Here is a 17,278-nt window from a genome sequence, read left to right on the forward strand (position 1 = left end):
CGCGCTCAGTCCTGAAACACCGCTGCCGGCGAGCCCGCCCGCAGGCTGAGGCCCACCGTTTCGCCCGGCTCGTAGCGCCGCTCGCCGGCATTGCGCGGCTGGGTGACCTTCACCGTGCGGCCATTGCCCAGCAGCAGTTCGTAGACCAGCGAGGGCCCGAGCGGCAGCACCATCGCCACCGTGGCAGGCAGCGCGTCGGCGGAAGGCGGCGCCAGGCTCAGGTGTTCCGGCCGTGCCGCCACCATCACCCTGCCGGCGCGCGAACATGGCGCGGCGCGGTCCACCACCAGGCTTCCGCCGCCCTCGCAGGCAATCTCGCACGGGCCGCCGCCGTGGGCCGGCAACTGGCCGCCGATGAGGTTGGCGGTGCCGATGAAGGTCGCCACGAACAGGGTGGCCGGACGGTCGTAGATGGTCTCGGGCGTGTCGAACTGCTCCACCCGGCCGGCGTTCATCACGGCGATGCGGTCGGCCATGGACATGGCCTCGTCCTGGTCGTGGGTGACCAGCAGCGTGGTGATGCCCAGCTCGCGCTGGATGCGCTTGATCTCGATCTGCATGTCGAGCCGCAGGTTCTTGTCGAGCGCGGCGAAAGGTTCGTCGAGCAGCAGCACCCGCGGCCTGACCGCCAGGGTGCGCGCCAGGGCCACCCGCTGCTGCTGCCCGCCGGACAGCTCGCGCGGATAACGCCTGGCGTAGGCCTCCATGCGCACCATCGCCAGCATCTCCATCGCCGTCTTCAGCGCGGCGGCCGCCGCGACACCCTGCGCCCGCAGGCCGTAGGCGACGTTGGCCTCCACCGTCATGTGCGGGAACAGCGCGTAATTCTGGAAGACGATGCCGGCGCCGCGTTCGTTGGTGGGCTGCGCGTCCACTGTTTCGCCGCCGATGCGCACATGTCCGGAGGTCTGGCGCAGCAGGCCGGCGACGATGCGCAGCAGCGTGGTCTTGCCGCATCCGCTGGGGCCGAGCAGGGCGACCAGCTGACCGGCGGGGATCTCCAGCGAGACCGACTCGACGGCGGTGCTGGCGCCGTAGCGGTGCTGGATCTGGTCGAGCGTGACGCCGACGCCGGCCGTCTTCGCGGGTTCTTGCATGGGGAAGACCTCCAGGGCACCGGCGCCGGAATGCGCCGCTGATCGAAGGGCTCCGGACACAAGAACCATGCCACCCGGCCGGCCATGGTTTCCACCGATTGTTTTTCACCACACACCTTATTGTGGCCAATCCAATTTCATTTTGCGCACAAACGGTGCATTCAAAGAATCCAAATTGACGCATTCCCTGCACCGCATTGGTATTCGCGGCCTGCTGCACGGAGGCCGCTCCAGCGGCGACCCGACGGGCACGGAGATTGCGCTGGCTGGTCCCGGCCCTCGTCTCCAACCGTCGAACAGGAAAACCTCCATGAGCACTGAACTGTCCCGCCGCCGCCTGCTCCAGGGCGCCGCATCGATAGCCGCCACCCCCATGGTCTGGCATGGCGGCGCGGCCTTCGCGCAATCGAAGACGATCTCGGCGACCACCTATCCCGGCGCCTGGGAATCGGCCCACCGTGCCATCCTGCTGCCCGCGTTCACCAAGGCGACCGGCGCCTCGGTCAGCCTGGTCCCCTCGCTGGCGGTCGACACGGTATCCAAGGTGGCGGCGTCCAAGGCGAACCCGCCCTTCGACGTCATCATCCTGGACGAAGGCCCCTACCTGGCCGCGCTGTCGCAGGACATCTTCGAGAAGCTTCCGGTCGACAAGATCCCCAACCTGAAGGACGTGCCCGCGGGCCTGCAGGACCCGCGCGGCTACGGCGCCTTCGTGTCCGGCCAGATCATCGGCATCGCCTACAACACCGAGAAGATCAAGAACCCGCCGCGCTCCTGGAACGACCTGCTCAAGCCCGAATACAAGGGCCGCGTCGGCCTCGCCGGCATGGGCTCCACCCTGATGTCGGCCTGGATGGTGGAGATCGCCCGGCTCAACGGCGGCAGCGAGGAGAACCTGGAGCCGGCCTTCCAGTTCGTCAAGAAGCTGCTGCCCAACGTCAGCGCGGTGGCCAGCAACCCGGGCGCCCTGGCCACGCTGTTCCAGCAAGGCCAGATCGACATCTCGGTGCACTACAACAACAACGTGGGCGACCTGCAGGGCAAGGGCGTGCCGGTGGCGCTGGCCAAGCCAGACACCGGCTGGATCCACATCAAGAGCGTGATGCACGTGGTGAAGAACACCCGCAACCCGGACCTGGCCGCCGCCTACATCAACGCCGCCCTGAGCCCGGAAGTGCAGACCCAGATGGCCGCGGCGCCCTACTTCGTCGCACCGGTCAGCTCGAAGGCGGCCTTCAGCCCGGGCCTGCAGGCCTACGCCAAGAACATGGCCGAGATCACCGCCATGAACGGCGTGGACTGGGCCAAGCTCAACCCCCGGCGCGGCGAGTACATCGACCGCTTCAACCGCGAAGTCCGGGTCTGAGGCGGCCGCTTCGCCATGCCAAGCGCCGCTGCGCCCGCCGCCGCCTTCGACCTGCTGATACTCGAAGCCATCGCGCTGACCGCGGATCCGGCACGGCCGGAGATCCGTAACTGCGCGCTGGGCATCCGGGACGGGCGCATCGCCTGGCTGGACGACCATCCGCCGGCGCATTTCGCCGCCACCCGCACCCTGCGCCTGCCCGGGCACTTCATCACGCCCGGCCTGGTCAATCCGCACACCCACAGCATGCTGAGCATGGTGCGCGGCGTGGCGGCCGACCTCGGTTTCGCGCCCTCCTACACACCCGGCATTCCCAAGGGCACCCAGCTGAATCCGCAGCAGGCGCGGGCGCTGGCCCGGCTGGGCGCGCTGGAGGCGCTGCTGTTCGGCTCGACCCTGGTGGGAGACAACTTCGTGCATGCCGATGTGGCGACCGAAGCCATGGTCGAGCTGGGCCTGCGCCTGTGCCCGAGCTGGCGCATCCACGACGTCGACTTCGCCCGCGTGGCGCAGGGCGAGTGGCATTACGACCCGGCGATCGGCCGCCGCACGCTGGACGCCGGCCTGGCCCTGCGTGAACGCTGGGCGGGGCATCCCCGGGTGAAGGTCAACCTGGCGGCCCACGCGGTCGATACCTGTTCCGACGATTTCCTGCGCGAGATCGCGGACGCATCGGCCCGCTACGGCATGACCGTCAGCACCCACCTGGGCCAGAGCCGGGTGGAGGTGCAGCGGGTGAAGGAGCGAACCGGCCGCACCTCCACCGAGGTGCTCGAAGAAACCGGCCTGCTCAACCAGCGCCTGATGGGTGGCCACTGCATCTACCTGACACCCGAGGACATGCAACGCATGGCCGCGGCCGGCGCCCATGCGGTGCACATCCCCAAATGCAATGCGGCATCCGGACGGCTGGCACCGACACCTGCGCTGGCCCGGGCCGGCGTCAACATCTGCCTGGCGACCGACACCCAGCATGCCGACATGGTCGAACTGATGCGCTGGGCGCTGGCCACCGCGCGGGTGCAGGAAGGCGGCGTGAACGACGAGTGGCAGCCTAGGCACGTCTTCCACATGGCCACCCAGGCCGGCGCGAACGCGCTGGGCATGGGCGACGAGATCGGCAGCCTGGCGCTCGGCAAGGCGGCCGACCTGGTGGTGTTCGACGCCAACCGTCCGCACCTGCGGCCGCATGTGAATCCTCTCGGCAACCTGGTGCACACCGGCCAGGGACGGGACGTGCGCTACGTGTTCGTCGAAGGCGAAATGCTGGTGGCGGACGGCCTGCCGACCCGGGTCGACATGGACACCGTATGTGCCGAAGCCGAGACCGCCTGCCAGGAACTCTGGGGTGCGGAAGGCGTGCAGTACTGGCGCGCCGCCGCCTGAGTACCTAGCGCCCCAAGCGATTCGTGTATCCATACATTCTTTTTTTTGGATACACACTTGGCACACCACTTTGCTGATGCGACTCCATGCGCGACATCCTGCTGATCAACCCCAACACCTCGACCGCCACCACCGCGATGATGGTCCGGCTCGCCGCGCTGGAGGCAGCGCCGGGTTGGCGGGTGCTCGGCGCGGCGGCGGGTGAGGGGCCCGGGATGATCGTGGAGCAGGCCGAGCTGGAACGCTCGGCGGTCGAAGTGGAGCGGACCTGGCTGGCCCATGCGCGAACCACAGCGACACCCGCCGAGGGCGTGATCGTCGGGGCCTTCGGCGATCCTGGCATCGGGCGCTTGCGAGCCGTGTGCGCGGTCCCGGTGATCGGGCTCTGCGAATCCTCCATGCAGGAAGCGGCAGCCGGCGGCCGCCGCTTCGGCATCGCCACCGTCACGCCCGGGCTGGTGCGCGCCATCGACGGCCTGGCCGTCGCGCACGGCTTCGCGGCGCAATACACCGGCATCCAGCTGACGCCCGGCGAGCCGCGTGCGCTGGCGGCCGATCCGCGGGCGCTGGAGGAGGCGCTGGCCGAGGCGGTCGCGCGCTGCATTGAACGCGACGGCGCAGAGGCCGTGATCATCGGCGGCGGCCCGCTGGGCCAGGCCGCCGCCGCGCTCGGGCCCCGTTTCGCGGTGCCGGTGATCGCGCCCATCACCGCAGCGATGCGGCGGCTGTCGGTGCTGCTCAGGTCCGATTAGCGACAGACCCAGCCCTGCCGCGGATGGCACGGAAGATGCTCAAGCCAAGAAACGTGCACGATATTTATTGAATCGTGCACATTCCTGGCGCCACCGCGATCCCTCCCGGTGCGGCGCCGCCCCGTTCACCGGGCGCCATGCCCAAGAGAAGGATGTGCCATGCAGACGACTGAGAACGGCCTGAGCCGCCGTGGTTTCGCCCTTGCGACCGCTTCCGCCGGCAGCCTGCTGCTGCCCGGCTGGGCCCTCGGACAGGGCCGCGGCCGCGAGATCGTGGTCGGCGGCGCCGGCGGCCACAAGGCGTTCATCGACACCCTCATCCCGGTCTTCGAGAAGCAGACCGGATGCAAGGTGATCTTCGAAGGCACCCGCTCCCTGGTGAACCTGGAAAAGATGGTCAGCAACAAGGCCCGCCCTTACATGTCGGTGGTGCTGATGGACGACCCGGTCATGATCCCGGCGGTGAAGGAAGGCGTGCTGGAGAAGATGAATCCGGCCGACATCCCCAGCCTGGCCCACCTCAAGCCCGGCACGGTGCACATGGACGGCATGTGGGCCAACTACACCCAGCCCAGCACCGGCGTGGCCTTCAATACCGGCAAGCTCAAGCAGATGCCCAGCTATGCGGCGCTGTGGGAGCCGGCGATGAAGGGCAAGGTCGTCATCCCCTCGCTGCAGAACACCGAGGGGCTGTCGATGTTCCTGATCGCGGCCATGCTGGAAACCGGCAAGCCGCTCAAGGAGGCCCAATACCAGCCCGAAGCCGCATTCCGCAAGATGAAGGCGCTCAAGCCCAATCTGCTCACCGTCTACACCCAGCTGCCGCAGGCGCTGAACCTGCTGGAACAGGGCGAGGCCAGCGTCATCGCCGGCATGATCGGCTACAACGCGATCGAGCGTAAGGCCAAGGGCGCGCCGGTGGATTTCGTGCTGCCCCGCGAAGGTGGCATGGCCATGCCCAGCGGCATCGCCAAGGTGAAGAACGGCCCGGAGCCGGCCATGGCCAATGCCTTCATCGAGGGCATGCTGGGCGCCTGGCAGAAGCAGGTGGCCGACATTTCGCTCTCCTTTCCCACCAACACCACCGTGGCCACGCCCTCGGATGCGCCCAAGGGCAATGTGTTCATCCCCGACTGGGCGTACATCGCCGAGAACCGCAAGAGCTGGGTCGAGCGCTGGGACCGCGAAATGGCGATCTGAGCCTCCGGCGGCCATGCAGATGCCCACGGCGATCGTCCGCGCGGCCTGGCTGGTGACCGGCATCGACGAAAGCGGCCAGCCCGAGGTGCTGACAGATGCGGCAGTGGCCCATGCCGATGGCCGGGTGCTGGCGGTCGGCGAGTTCGCGCAGCTCGCCTTGCAGTACCCGTCAGCCCCGGTGAGCCATTTCCCGCGCCACATGCTGCTGCCGGGCTTCGTCAATGCCCATCACCATGTCGGCCTGACGCCGCTCGCCCTGGGTTCGGCCGACCTGCCGCTGGAACTCTGGTTCGCCAGCCGCCTGGGTGCACGCGAGGTGGACGCCTATCTGGACACCCTGTACGGCGCCTTCGACATGGTCGCCTCGGGCATCACCTGCGTGCAGCACCTGTACCCGCGCTTCGCCGGCGGCCTGGAAGACCTGCATGCCGGCTGCACCCGGGTGCTCGACGCCTACCGGGCCGTCGGCATGCGGGTGTCCTTCGCCTATTCGCTGCGCGAGCAGAACCGCATCGTCTACGGCGACGACGAGGCCTTCTGCGCCAGCCTGCCGGGCGATGTCGGCGAGGCGCTGCGCCGGCACCTGCGGCGTTTCACCCTGGGCCTGGACGAACAACTGGCCCTGCACGAGCGCCTGCGCGCCGACACCCGGCAAGACGAGCGTATCCGCATCCAGTACGCACCGGCCAACCTGCACTGGATGAGCGACGAAGGCCTGCAGCGCACGCTCGAACACGCGCGGGCCGCCGGTGCGCCCCTGCACATGCACCTGCTGGAGACGCCCTTCCAGAAGGAATACGCCCGGCGCCGCACCGGCACCACCGCCGTGCAGCACCTGCATCGCCTCGGCGCCCTGGGGCCGGACATGACCCTGGGTCATGCGGTGTGGCTCACGCCGCCGGACATCGAGCTGCTGGCCCACAGCGGCAGCTGCGTCTGCCACAACTGCAGCTCCAACGCACGCCTGCGCAGCGGCCTGGCGCCAGTCATGGCCCTGTTGCGGCGCGGCGTGCCGGTGGCCATCGGCATCGACGAGGCCGGCATCAACGACGACCGCGACATGCTGCAGGAAATGCGCCTGGTGCTGCGCGCCCACCGCAGGCCCGGTTTCGACGAGCGCGAGGTGCCCGGCTGCGGCGAGGTGCTGGAGATGGCCACCCGCCACGGCGCGGCCACCACCGCCTTTCGCGGCGAAATCGGCCGGCTGGCGCCGGGCCTGTGCTTCGACGCGGTGGCCATCGACCTGCGCGCCGCCACCTGGCCTTTCCAGGACGATGCGGTCGCGCCGCTGGACGCGCTGCTGCAGCGCGCCCGCCGCGAACACGTGGACACCGTCTTCATCCACGGCGAGGCGGTGTACGCCCAGGGCCGTTTCACCCGCATCGACCGCGACGCGGTGCTGGCCGACATCGCCGAGCGGCTGTCGCGGCCCCTCACGCCGGCCGAAGAGCAGCGCCGCTGGCTGGCACGCGAGACCCTGCCCCGGGTCAGGTCCTTCTACGACGACTATCCCCAACCGGATCGAAGCACATGAGCTCCCTGCAACTCCACGGCATCGTCAAGCGCTACGGCTCGCAGCCGGTGGTGGACGGCCTCGACATGGCCATCGCGGCCGGCGAATTCGTCTCGCTGCTGGGCCCCTCGGGCTGCGGCAAGACCACGCTGCTGCGCATCATCGCGGGCCTGGCGCCCTGCGACGCCGGCCGGGTGGTGGTCGGCGACACGGATGTCACCGCCCTGGCGGCGCACCGCCGCAACATCGGGGTGGTGTTCCAGAGCTATGCGCTGTTCCCGCACCTCACCGTGGGCGAGAACATCGCCTTCGGTCTGCGGGCGCGCGGCACGCCGCGCGGCGAGGTCGCGGCGGGCGTGAAGGCGGCGCTGGCCTCGGTGCAGCTGCAGGCCCTGGGCGACCGGCCCATCTCGGCGCTGTCGGGCGGCCAGCAGCAGCGGGTGGCCGTGGCCCGCGCCCTGGCCACCCGGCCCCGCCTGGTGCTGCTGGACGAGCCCCTGTCCGCGCTCGACCGCAAGCTGCGCGAGACCATGCAGATCGAGCTGCGCCAGATGCTGCGCGACGCCGGCATGACCGCCATCTTCGTGACCCACGACCAGGACGAGGCGCTGGTCATGTCCGACCGCATCGCGGTGATGAACCGCGGGCGCATCGAGCAGTTCGATACACCCGAGGCGATCTACGCACGGCCCGGCACGCCCTTCGCGCTGAACTTCGTCGGCCTGTCGGCGCAGCTGCGCGGCACCGTCGCCGGCGCAGAGGACGGCTGCTGGCTCGTCGACACCGGCAGCGGCACGGTGCGCGCGCCTATGGCCTGCGCGCCCGGCCTGGCGCCCGGCGCGGCGGTGCTGGTCGGCGTGCGGCCCGAGATGATCGCGCTGGGAGCGCCCGCCACCGCCCAGGGGCGCAACCGCGTCGTGCTGGCGGTGGCCGAGACCGTCTACCGGGGCGCCAACCGCCTCGTCTACTTCGACGTACCGGGCAGCGGGGCCGGGCCCGGCCGGCTTCCGGTCGAGATGCCCGCCCACCTGGGCGCGGCCCCGCGGACCGGAGAGCGCCTGGCGCTGGACTGGGCGGTGGAAGACACCCTGATCTATGCCGCCGGCACCACGCCGGCCGCGGCCTGAGAAAGGCCGCCGCCATGGACTCCGACCGCTCCACCCGAGGCCGGCTGGCCTGGCTGGCCCTGCCCGGCGCCGGCTACCTGGGCCTGGCCTTCGCGCTGCCGCTGCTGATCCTGCTCGCCAGCAGCTTCCAGAACGCCGACGGCGGTTTCGGCCTCCAGGGCTATGCCGCATTCTTCGGCGACGCCTACCACGCGCAGGTGGTGTGGAACACGCTGAAGATCGCCTGCATCGTCACCGGCATCTGCCTGCTGCTGGGCTATCCGGTGGCCTTCGCCATGGCGCGCGCCTCGGTGCCGGTGCAGGGCTTGATGTTCCTGACCCTGATCCTGCCGCTGTCGGTCAGCGTCATCGTCAAGAGCTTCGCCTGGACCATCCTGCTGCGCAGCAACGGCCTGGTGAACCAGGCGCTGCTCGGGCTGGGGCTGGTCGACGATCCGGTGAAGATGCTGTTCAACGAGCGCGGCCTGGTCATCGCGGCGGTGCATGTGTTCCTGCCCTTCATGGTGCTGCCCATCTTCACCGTCGCCCGCCAGATCGATTCGCGCCTGGCCGAGGCGGCCGCCACCCTGGGCGCCGGGCCGCTGCGCACGCTGCTGCGGGTGACCTGGCCGCTCTCGCTGCCGGGCGTGGTCACCGGCTGCGCCTTCGTGTTCTCGATGTCGGTGTCGATGTACGTCATTCCCTCGCTGCTCATCGGCGACCGCTACCAGACACTGCCCGCCCTGATGGCGCGCGCCTATCTGTTCATGCGCGACCGGCAGGCCGGCTCCACCCTGGCGGTGGTGCTGCTGGTGATCGCGGTGGCCATCGTGGTCGGCAGTACCTGGCTGACCCGCCTGCTGCAGCAGCGCAACGCCAACGGCAAAGGATCGACCGCATGAGAACCACCCTGTTTCCCCGCTGGGCCGGCGGCCTGCTGCTGGCCCTCACAGCCGTTTTCATGCTGGCGCCGCTGGTGGTGGTGACGCTGGTGTCCTTCAGCGGCTCCTCGGTCTTCAACCTGCCGGACGGCAACTGGTCGCTGCGCTGGTACCGGGCGATGCTGCGTAAGGACGGCCTGGGCGACGTGCTGATGCTGTCGCTGTTCGTGGCGGCCGTGTCGACCCTGTGCGCGCTGGTGCTGGGAACGCTGTGCGCCATCGCCATCGAGCACGGCCGCTTCAGGGGCCGCGAGGCGCTGCTGGCCTTCCTGGTCTCGCCGATGCTCATGCCGGGCCTGGTGGTGGGCGTGGCCCTGCTGCAGGCGCTGCGCTACATCGGGCTGCAGGACGTGACGACCGCATTGCTGATCGGCCATGTCGTCATCACCCTGCCCTATGTGACCCGCACGGTGCACGCCAGCCTGGCGCTTTTCGACATGCGGCTGATCGAGGCGGCGCAGACGCTGGGCCTGTCGCGGCCCCGGGCGCTGCTGCAGGTGCTGGTGCCGGCGCTGGCACCGGCCTTCCTGACTTCGGGGCTGTTCGCCTTCCTGGCGTCCATGGACAACTACCCCATCTCCATCTTCCTGACCGACGCCCGCAGCCGGACGCTGCCGATCGAGATCCTGCACTACCTCGAAGAGTCGCCCGACCCCACCATCGCCGCCATCTCGGCCTGCCTGATCCTGCTGGCCATCGTGGTCCTGTTCATCGCCGAACGGCTGGTGGGCATGCGCCGCCTGGCCCAGTTCTAGACCTCTTCCCACCATGAGCCCTCCCCTGCCGCCACCGCGCGACTTCATCGGCCACGGCGAACACCCGCCCGCGGTGCGCTGGCCCGGCGCTGCCCGGGTCGCCGTGTCCTTCGTGGTCAATTTCGAGGAGGGCGCGGAGTTCTCCATGACCGACGGCGATGCCCGCAACGAGGGCATCTACGAGGTCATCGACCCGCAGCCTGCGCCCGACCGGTGCATCGACAGCCATTTCGAATACGGCACCCGTGTCGCCTACTGGCGCATCGCCGGGCTGTTCGCCGAGCACGGCGGCCATTACACGCTGAGTTCCTGCGGGCGGGCGGTGGAGCGCTCGCCCTGGCTGCCGCGCCATGCCAGCGCGCAAGGCCACGAGGTATCGGCCCACGGCTGGCGCTGGGAGAAGGGAACCGATCTCGATCCCGAACAGGAAAGCGCGGCCATCGCCCGCACACGCGACACCATCGCCGCCGTCGTCGGCCGGCCGCCAGTGGGCTGGCACACCCGCTCCAACGCCACCGCGCACACCCGCAGCCTGCTGGCCCGGCACGGCTTCCTCTACGACAGCGACGCCTACAACGACGACACGCCCTACGACGTGCTGGTGGACGGCCGGCCGCACCTGGTGCTGCCCTACGCCTTCGACACCAACGACATGCAGTTCCAGAACACGCAGCGCTTCGGCACCGGCGAGGAATTCGCCCAATATGTCTGCGCCGCCTACGACTGGCTGTGGCGCGAGGGCGCGGACACGCCACGCATGCTTTCGGTGGGCCTGCACCTGCGCATGATCGGCCGGCCCGGCCGCATCGGCGCGCTGGAGCGCATCCTGCAGCACATCGCGACGCGGGGCGGCGCATGGGTGGCGACCCGTGAGCAGATCGCCCGGCACTGGATCGCCGCTACCCGACAATGACGCCATGAGAGATGCCGAAGACGCCGTGTACCGCACCCTGTCGCGTGCCTTGCTGGGCGGGCGCCTCGCCCCCGGCACGCCCCTGCGCGAGTCCGCGCTGGCCGAGGTGTTCGGCCTGAGCCGCGAACGCATGCGCAAGATATTGCAGCGCCTGGGCACCAACCGCCTGATCGAGCTGGTGCCCAACCGGGGCGCCTTCGTGGCCACCCCCTCCCTGGCGCAGGCCCGCGACATCTACGAGGCGCGCCGCATCCTGGAGAGCGGCATCGTGTCGCACCTGGCGCCCACCCTGGACGCAGCGGCCTGCGCCCTGCTGCGCCAGCACCTGCAGGAAGAATCCCGGGCCCTGGAAGCCGGCGACCGCGGCGAATCCGTGCGCCTGTCAGCCCATTTCCACATGCTGCTGGCCGAGGCCACCGGCAACCACTTCGTGGTGCAGCAGATGCAGGAACTGGTCAGCCGCACCTCCATGCTGGTGGCGGTGCACGAGTCCGGCAATGCCATGCAGTGCGCCTGCGCGGAACACTGCGACATCTTCGACACGCTGCTCAAGGGCGACGGCGAAGGCGCGGCACGGGCCATGCGGGCCCACCTGTCGCTGATCGAGACACGGCTCAAGCCGCGCGCTTCGTCCACCGCGCTGGATGCCGTGGCGCTGCTGCGCGGCTTGTGGGCGGAATCGACCGCGGCGGCCGAATAAGGCGGGTCTTCGACACTGACGTCCGCAGGCGCAGAAGCTGGCTGGCAACGGTGACCTGGGCCACGCAGCAGGCCATGGTCTCGCTGGCGTCAGGGAGTCGTCATCGCGTTTCGCTGGATGTGGGCGCGCCACCGAGGTGTGCGGGGCCGGCTGCCTCGCATGCTGGGGAGGAGGCGGTCGCCGGGTCGAACAGGCGTACGTCCACCACGCAGGTGTCGGCGGTGTCGGGCAGCAGATCGATGGCACGCGTTTCGCCGTCGAGCCGTATGGCATCGCCGGCCGCGAGCTGCAGCCTGGTGGCCGGCATGCCCCCGGCGGCCTGCAGCACCAGCGCGCAACCGCCCTGTGCGGCGAACACCAGCCGGACCGGCGCGGCCTCCGGCGCCATCCGCCCGGCAGACCGGTGCGCCGCCACCCGCGCGGTGGCCCTGCCGCGCGCGAGCGCGATGTTGAAGAAGCGGGTTTCGCCCGCGGGCAGGCTGCAGGCCAGCGGGCCTTCGCCGGCATAGCGGTGGATGTCGCCCGGCCGGTCGAAATGCAGCACGGCTTCGGGCCCGGTGAGCACCACCGGGCCCGGCGCGGCCAGGACCGAGATGCGGTCGATGTCCGGGAAATGGGAGAACGGCGCGTCCTTTTCCAGCGTGGCCAGGCTGAGTTGCCAGTCGAACCCTTCGCGTGCCGAGGGGTCGCGTGTGGACTCCGCCGGGCCGAAGCGGCCCGCGGCGATGTGCTGCAGCACGCCCGCGCCGTTCTTCCAGGGTTCGAGCGGCAAGGCCCGCACGGCGATGCGCGGCGGTCCGGCGTTGCACGGGCCCATGGACTCCCGCACCACCAGCCCGGTCGGCGGCAGCACCTTCGTCGGCTGGATCGCCCGTGCGTCCTCTATCGCGTCGATCAGATCGTCCGCGGCCGTCTGGCCGAGCGCGAAGAAGGGAAACTGCACGGCCGATACCGTCGGGGTCAGCATCTCCGCCGTGGGGGCGTCCAGCAGGGCCACCAGGGAAAGGTCGCGCGGCACCGAAAGCCCGCGTGCGGCCGCGGCCGCCAGGATGCCCGCCGCGATGACGGTGTTGGCCGCGCACAGCGCGGTCGGCGGGCCGTCCGGCAGTTCGAAGAGGCGGCTCGCGGCCTCGGCGGCGCCGGCCCGGCTGTAGTCGCATTCGCGCATCAGCGACGGGTCGAAGCGCAGGCCGGCGACCGCGTGGGCTTCGGTGACGCCGGCGAGCCGGCGCTCGCCGGGATAGTTGTTCTGCAGCGGGCCGGAAAGGTATCCGATGCGGCGGTGGCCGAGGCGGATCAGCGCCATGACCGCTGCCTGCGCGCCGGCCCGGTAATCGACGATGACGGCCCGCTTGCCGGGGCCCAGTTCCCGGTTGACCAGCACCAGCGGAATGTCGAGCGCCTCCAGGTCCGCGTTGAGTTCGGGATTGCGGATGGTCGTGACCAGCAGGCCGTCGACCTGGTTGTCGTGCACCAGCCGCCGGTAGAGCGCGCGGTCGGGATGCGCGGTTTCCGTGAAGGCGATGAGCAGGGTGTAGCCGCGCGCCAGGGCCGCGCGCTGGGCGCCCTGGATGATGGTGGTGAAGGCGAAGTTGTCGATCTCGGGCACGACCAGGCCGATGGTGAGCGAGCGTTTCGTGCGCAGGCCGCGCGCCCGGGCGTCCGGCCGATACCCGAGGGCGGCGATGGCATCGAGCACACGCTGCCGCGTCTCGGGGCGGATGGCGAGGGTCTTCTCACCGCCGAGCACCCGCGAAACGGTCGATTTGGCCACCTGGGCCAGCCGCGCCACGTCGTCGAGCTTGGCCGGCCGCCGCGATTTCCTGCTGTCTGTCGTCATGCGGACATGGTGCCGGAAACCGCGAGGCCCCCGCGCGCACCAGCGATGCGGGGAATGGAGGCGAGCAGGCCCTGCGTGTAGGCATGCATTGGCGCGTTCATGACCTGTTCGGCCGGGCCCTGCTCCACGATGCGCCCGCGGTGCATCACCGCCACACGGTCGGCGATATGGCCGATGACCGACAGGTCGTGCGAGATGAAGAGATAGGCCACGCCCAGGGTGTCGCGCAGGTCCGCGAGCAGGTTCAGCACGGAGGCCTGCACCGACACGTCCAGGGCCGACACCGCCTCGTCGCACACGATGAATTCGGGCTGGGTGGCCAGGGCACGCGCGATGCCGACGCGCTGCTTCTCGCCCCCGCTCATCTGATGGGGATAGCGGGTGCGATAGTGGCTGCCGAGGCGCACCATGTCGAGCAATTCGTCGACGCGCCGCTCCAGCGCCGCACCCTGCGCCAGCCCGAACAGCACCAGCGGGCGCGCCAGGATGTCGCGCACCGTCTTGCGGGGGTTGAGCGAGGAGTCGGGGTTCTGGAACACGATCTGCGCACGGCCCAGCAGCGCGCGGCGACGGGCGCCTCGGGCCGACAGAAGATCCTGTCCCGCGACCCGCAGCGTTCCGGATGTCGGGGTCACCAGGTCGATCATGCAGCGGCCCAGCGTGGTCTTGCCCGAGCCGCTTTCGCCGACGAGCCCGACGATTTCACCGGGCGCGATGGACAGGGACACATCGTCCACCGCGCGCAGATGGCGCGGCCGCTGCCGGAGCGGCCAGCCGCCGGCGCGCCAGTCGAGGTGCAGGCTTTCGAGCCAGCCCAGGGTCTCGAAGGTGCGCACCAGGCCGTGCGCCGCGATCAGCGGGGCGGCAGGCTCGCCCGGCGTGGCGAGGGGAGCCGTCGCGCGCGGCACGGCGTCGCGCGGCCAGCCGGTGCCGGCCAGGCTGTCGGCACGCCAGCAGCGCGCCAGGTGCCCGGGCCCTGCGGCCCCCTGCATCAGCCACTGTGCTTCGGTCGCACAGCGTTCTGTCGCGAACGGGCAGCGTGGGCGGAACACGCAGCCCTGCCCGGCCTCGCCCGGCGAGGGCAGGCGGCCGGCGATGGTGGACAGCCGCTCGCCGCGGGCCACCGTGCCGGGCATGGCGGCCAGCAGCCCCTTGGTGTAGGGATGGCGCGGCGCCGCGAGGACGGAGGCGGTGGCGCCCTGCTCCACCACCTCGCCCGCGTACAGCACGCTGATGTTCTCGCACAGCCGCGACACCACGGCCAGGTTGTGGCTGATGAAGAGGATGGCCAATGCCCGCGTGCGCCGCAGCGATTCGAGCAGCGCCAGGATCTGCGCTTCCACCGTCACGTCGAGCGCGGTGGTCGGCTCGTCCAGGATCAGCAGCGCCGGATCGCAGGCCAGGGCCGCGGCGATCAGCGCGCGCTGCTTCATGCCGCCGGAGAGTTCGTGCGGATAGGCACGCGCCACCCGCGCCGGATCCGACATCTGCACCTCGGCCAGCAGGCGCAGCACCTCGGCATCGGCGGCCGCCCGGTCCAGCCCGCGGTGCAGCATCAGCGGCTCGGCGATCTGCGCGCCCACCCGCATGCCGGGGTTGAGCGAGGTGAACGGGTCCTGGAACACGATGCTCACCGCCGCGCCGCGCAGCGAGCGGCGTTGCGTTTCCTCCAGCGTGGCGAGGTCCTGTCCCTTGAAGGCGATGCGGCCGGACTCCACCCGGCCGCCATCGCCCAGCAGGCCCAGGATCGCGGCGGCCACCGTGCTCTTGCCGGAGCCGGATTCGCCCACCAGGCCCAGCGCCTCGCCGGCGCGGATCGACAGGCTCACGTCGCGCAGCACCCGCACCGGCGACGGCCCGCCGCCATAGGCCACGCACAGGTCATCGACCGACAGCACGGCGGCGGCGCTCATGCCGCCCTCCGCTTCAGGCGGGGGTCCAGCACCACACGCAGGCCGTCGCCGATCCAGTTGATGGCCAGCACGGTGGCGCAGAGCGCCAGCCCGGGCGCGCAGGCGATCCAGGGGGCCGACTGGAGGTAGGGCCGGGCCTCCGAGATCATCAGGCCCCAGTCGGATGCCGGCGGCTGCACGCCCAGGCCCAGGAAACTCAGTGCGGCGCCCAGCATGATGGCGAAGGTGATGCGCAGGGCCGCTTCCACGATGAGCGGCGGCCAGGCGTTGGGCAGGATCTCGCGAAACAGCAGGTAGCCGCCGCGTTCGCCCCGCGCCCGGGCCGCCTGCACGAACTCCTCGCTGGCTACCTCCAGCGTCACGCTGCGGGCCAGCCGCACCATGATCGGCACGTAGACCAGGCCGACCGCCGCCATCGTCTTCCAGATGTTGGGCGTGGTGACCGACAAGATCAGCAGGCCGAGCAGGATGGGCGGCACGGAGATCATGACGTCCACGGTGCGCATGACGATCTCGTCCACATGGCCGCGGTAGTAGCCGGCCGCCAGCCCCAGCGGCACGCCCACCAGCACGCTGAGCGCGGTGGCGCCGAAGCCCATCAGGAGCGAGGACTGCGCGCCGTGGAGCAGCCGGCTCAGCACGTCGCGCCCGAACTCGTCGGTGCCCAGCCAGTGCTCGGCGCTCGGCGGGCGAAGCCGCATCTCGACCGCCATGGCGTCGAGGTCGTAGTGCGCGAGCCAGGGGCCCAGTATCGCCAGCGCCAGCACCGCCGCCAGCAGGATGAGGCCGACCAGCAGCGGGCGCGGAAGCCCGTGCGGCGCCCGGCCGCGTGTATCAGTGACCGGCAGCGCCGCCATATCGGATCCTCGGGTTCAGGAAGGCGTAGAGCACATCGGCGAGCAGGTTGGCCGCCGCGTACACGAAGGTGACGACCATCATGGCGGCCTGCACCATGGGAATGTCGGCCTGCTGGATCGACTGGATCAGCAGCCGTCCGAGGCCGGGGTAGGAGAAGATGGTCTCGGCCACCACCACGCCGCCCATGAGCACGCCGATGTCGATCGCCAGCACGGTGACCGTCGGCAGCAGGGCGTTGCGCAGCGCGTGCCGCCGCACCAGCCGTCCCTCGGGCACGCCGCGCGCGCGGGCGGCGCGGATGTAGGGGCTTTGCATCACGTCGATCACGCTGCTGCGGGTGAGCCGCGAGACATGCGCGATGAGGCCGAGCGCCAGGGTGACCGAGGGCAGCACCAGGTGCCTGAGCCATTGCGCGATGCCTTCGTCGGGGCTGCTGTACCCCGTGGCCGGCAGCCAGCCCAGGTAGCCCGAGAACAGCATGAGCAGCAGGATGGCCCAGAAAAATTCCGGCACCGAGAGCTTGACGTAGGTGGCGGTGGAGATGATGCGGTCCGTCCAACGGCCATGCCGGATGCCGGCCGCGATGCCCAGCCAGATGCCGAACACCGTGACCATCGCGAAGGACAGCGCCGCCAGCATCGCCGAACGGCCGACCGCGTCCCACAGCACCGACGCCACCGGCCGGTTCATCACCAGCGACTGGCCCAGATCGCCGCGCAGCAGGCTGCCGGCCCAACGCAGGTACTGGGTGTGCACCGGCTGGTCCAGTCCGAGCTTGTGCTCCAGCATCGCCACGTCCTCGGGCTTGGCGAAATCCCCGAGGATGGTGTGCGCGACATTGCCCGGCAGCACCTGGGTGATCCAGAACACCAGCACCGACATGACCGCCACGGTGAAGGCGATGTAGACGATGCGTTTGCAGAGGTAGCCGAACATGG

The 17,278-nt window shown here is 70.3% G+C and carries 15 protein-coding genes; 10 read left to right on the forward strand and 5 right to left on the reverse strand.

Features of this window, described 5'->3' with window-relative positions:
- Positions 1 to 5: 5 nt before the first annotated feature.
- Entirely contained in the window at positions 6 to 1,097 is a 1,092-nt protein-coding gene (locus GT347_RS07225; protein ID WP_160551318.1) for an ABC transporter ATP-binding protein, read from the reverse strand.
- Positions 1,098 to 1,407: 310 nt separating this feature from the next.
- Between GT347_RS07225 and GT347_RS07230 the strand changes: the two genes are divergently transcribed.
- The 10 genes from GT347_RS07230 to GT347_RS07275 all read left to right on the forward strand — a co-directional run bounded on the left by GT347_RS07230 (position 1,408) and on the right by GT347_RS07275 (position 11,729).
- Positions 1,408 to 2,463, forward strand: a complete 1,056-nt coding sequence (locus GT347_RS07230; RefSeq protein WP_160551319.1) for an ABC transporter substrate-binding protein — start codon at positions 1,408 to 1,410, stop codon at positions 2,461 to 2,463.
- Positions 2,464 to 2,478: 15 nt separating this feature from the next.
- Positions 2,479 to 3,849: an amidohydrolase family protein gene (locus GT347_RS07235; RefSeq protein WP_160551320.1), complete on the forward strand. Its 1,371-nt coding sequence runs from the start codon at positions 2,479 to 2,481 to the stop codon at positions 3,847 to 3,849.
- An 86-nt stretch (positions 3,850 to 3,935) separates the two neighbouring features.
- Positions 3,936 to 4,601, forward strand: coding sequence for an aspartate/glutamate racemase family protein (locus tag GT347_RS07240; RefSeq protein WP_160551321.1), 666 nt, complete (start codon positions 3,936 to 3,938; stop codon positions 4,599 to 4,601).
- 159 nt (positions 4,602 to 4,760) lie between these two features.
- Positions 4,761 to 5,801 carry an ABC transporter substrate-binding protein gene (locus GT347_RS07245; protein WP_160551322.1) on the forward strand — a complete coding sequence of 347 codons (1,041 nt, stop codon included), beginning with the start codon at positions 4,761 to 4,763 and terminating at the stop codon, positions 5,799 to 5,801.
- Positions 5,802 to 5,814: 13 nt separating this feature from the next.
- Positions 5,815 to 7,335 carry an amidohydrolase family protein gene (locus GT347_RS07250; protein ID WP_229722778.1) on the forward strand — a complete coding sequence of 507 codons (1,521 nt, stop codon included), beginning with the start codon at positions 5,815 to 5,817 and terminating at the stop codon, positions 7,333 to 7,335.
- Positions 7,332 to 8,441, forward strand: a complete 1,110-nt coding sequence (locus tag GT347_RS07255; protein WP_160551323.1) for an ABC transporter ATP-binding protein — start codon at positions 7,332 to 7,334, stop codon at positions 8,439 to 8,441. Before GT347_RS07250 ends, GT347_RS07255 begins: the two co-directional genes overlap by 4 nt.
- Before the next feature lie 14 nt (positions 8,442 to 8,455).
- Positions 8,456 to 9,322: an ABC transporter permease gene (locus GT347_RS07260; RefSeq protein WP_229722779.1), complete on the forward strand. Its 867-nt coding sequence runs from the start codon at positions 8,456 to 8,458 to the stop codon at positions 9,320 to 9,322.
- Positions 9,319 to 10,116, forward strand: a complete 798-nt coding sequence (locus GT347_RS07265; RefSeq protein ID WP_160551324.1) for an ABC transporter permease — start codon at positions 9,319 to 9,321, stop codon at positions 10,114 to 10,116. Before GT347_RS07260 ends, GT347_RS07265 begins: the two co-directional genes overlap by 4 nt.
- Before the next feature lie 13 nt (positions 10,117 to 10,129).
- A complete protein-coding gene (locus GT347_RS07270; protein WP_160551325.1) occupies positions 10,130 to 11,029 on the forward strand; it encodes a polysaccharide deacetylase family protein in 900 nt (299 codons plus the stop codon).
- Positions 11,030 to 11,033: 4 nt separating this feature from the next.
- Positions 11,034 to 11,729: a GntR family transcriptional regulator gene (locus tag GT347_RS07275; protein ID WP_160551326.1), complete on the forward strand. Its 696-nt coding sequence runs from the start codon at positions 11,034 to 11,036 to the stop codon at positions 11,727 to 11,729.
- 100 nt (positions 11,730 to 11,829) lie between these two features.
- Here GT347_RS07275 and GT347_RS07280 read toward each other — a convergent pair whose 3' ends face one another.
- Genes GT347_RS07280 through GT347_RS07295 form a run of 4 tightly spaced genes read right to left on the reverse strand, consistent with a single transcriptional unit; the run spans position 11,830 to position 17,276 of the window.
- The gene (locus GT347_RS07280) at positions 11,830 to 13,569 is read right to left on the reverse strand and encodes a HutD family protein (protein ID WP_160551327.1); all 1,740 of its coding nucleotides are present in this window, start codon (positions 13,567 to 13,569) and stop codon (positions 11,830 to 11,832) included.
- Positions 13,566 to 15,482, reverse strand: coding sequence for a dipeptide ABC transporter ATP-binding protein (locus GT347_RS07285; protein ID WP_160551328.1), 1,917 nt, complete (start codon positions 15,480 to 15,482; stop codon positions 13,566 to 13,568). The genes GT347_RS07280 and GT347_RS07285 overlap by 4 nt, the downstream gene beginning before the upstream one ends.
- A complete protein-coding gene (locus GT347_RS07290) occupies positions 15,479 to 16,339 on the reverse strand; it encodes an ABC transporter permease (protein ID WP_160551329.1) in 861 nt (286 codons plus the stop codon). The genes GT347_RS07285 and GT347_RS07290 overlap by 4 nt, the downstream gene beginning before the upstream one ends.
- A complete protein-coding gene (locus GT347_RS07295) occupies positions 16,317 to 17,276 on the reverse strand; it encodes an ABC transporter permease (protein WP_160551330.1) in 960 nt (319 codons plus the stop codon). Before GT347_RS07295 ends, GT347_RS07290 begins: the two co-directional genes overlap by 23 nt.
- Positions 17,277 to 17,278: the final 2 nt, after the last annotated feature.

The sequence above is a fragment of the Xylophilus rhododendri genome, from assembly GCF_009906855.1.
Taxonomy (GTDB): domain Bacteria; phylum Pseudomonadota; class Gammaproteobacteria; order Burkholderiales; family Burkholderiaceae_C; genus Xylophilus; species Xylophilus rhododendri.

Coding starts and splice junctions, on each gene's coding strand:
- GT347_RS07240 (WP_160551321.1), top strand. CDS start 3,936: ATGCGCGACATCCTGCTGATCAACCCCAACACCTCGACCGCCACCACC.
- GT347_RS07260 (WP_229722779.1), top strand. CDS start 8,456: ATGGACTCCGACCGCTCCACCCGAGGCCGGCTGGCCTGGCTGGCCCTG.
- GT347_RS07245 (WP_160551322.1), top strand. CDS start 4,761: ATGCAGACGACTGAGAACGGCCTGAGCCGCCGTGGTTTCGCCCTTGCG.
- GT347_RS07280 (WP_160551327.1), bottom strand. CDS start 13,569: ATGACGACAGACAGCAGGAAATCGCGGCGGCCGGCCAAGCTCGACGAC.
- GT347_RS07235 (WP_160551320.1), top strand. CDS start 2,479: ATGCCAAGCGCCGCTGCGCCCGCCGCCGCCTTCGACCTGCTGATACTC.
- GT347_RS07250 (WP_229722778.1), top strand. CDS start 5,815: ATGCAGATGCCCACGGCGATCGTCCGCGCGGCCTGGCTGGTGACCGGC.
- GT347_RS07230 (WP_160551319.1), top strand. CDS start 1,408: ATGAGCACTGAACTGTCCCGCCGCCGCCTGCTCCAGGGCGCCGCATCG.
- GT347_RS07295 (WP_160551330.1), bottom strand. CDS start 17,276: ATGTTCGGCTACCTCTGCAAACGCATCGTCTACATCGCCTTCACCGTG.
- GT347_RS07290 (WP_160551329.1), bottom strand. CDS start 16,339: ATGGCGGCGCTGCCGGTCACTGATACACGCGGCCGGGCGCCGCACGGG.
- GT347_RS07275 (WP_160551326.1), top strand. CDS start 11,034: ATGAGAGATGCCGAAGACGCCGTGTACCGCACCCTGTCGCGTGCCTTG.
- GT347_RS07285 (WP_160551328.1), bottom strand. CDS start 15,482: ATGAGCGCCGCCGCCGTGCTGTCGGTCGATGACCTGTGCGTGGCCTAT.
- GT347_RS07255 (WP_160551323.1), top strand. CDS start 7,332: ATGAGCTCCCTGCAACTCCACGGCATCGTCAAGCGCTACGGCTCGCAG.
- GT347_RS07265 (WP_160551324.1), top strand. CDS start 9,319: ATGAGAACCACCCTGTTTCCCCGCTGGGCCGGCGGCCTGCTGCTGGCC.
- GT347_RS07270 (WP_160551325.1), top strand. CDS start 10,130: ATGAGCCCTCCCCTGCCGCCACCGCGCGACTTCATCGGCCACGGCGAA.
- GT347_RS07225 (WP_160551318.1), bottom strand. CDS start 1,097: ATGCAAGAACCCGCGAAGACGGCCGGCGTCGGCGTCACGCTCGACCAG.